Below are 254 nucleotides of genomic sequence, written 5' to 3' on the forward strand. Positions count from 1 at the left end.
AATCTAATCAGCACAGGTTATAACAGCAGAAAAGCATTTATTTGAATTCATCCCCCCTGTGTATACAAGGCAAGAGTTCGGCCCATTCATATAAACATTTTCAGGAGGGACAGATCCTGCTGTTTTAGATTGAAAACCACACCCGATGGCGACCTTTGTTTCTGGACATGTTGCTATTGAGTTCTGACCCGGCCAGACATTACATGCAATTTCACCTTGGTACATGGTTGTTGACAATCTTTTTGTCTGCTTTT

1 protein-coding gene is annotated in these 254 nt (G+C 41.3%); it reads right to left on the bottom strand.

What is annotated here, in order from left to right; all coding sequences use genetic code 11:
• Window positions 1-3 precede the first annotated feature (3 nt).
• On the bottom strand, window positions 4-254 hold a 251-nt coding region (locus MY55_RS24150), incomplete at its 5' end, for a hypothetical protein (protein WP_208856083.1).

The sequence above is a fragment of the Chromobacterium subtsugae genome, assembly GCF_001676875.1.
Classification (GTDB): Bacteria; Pseudomonadota; Gammaproteobacteria; order Burkholderiales; family Chromobacteriaceae; genus Chromobacterium; species Chromobacterium subtsugae.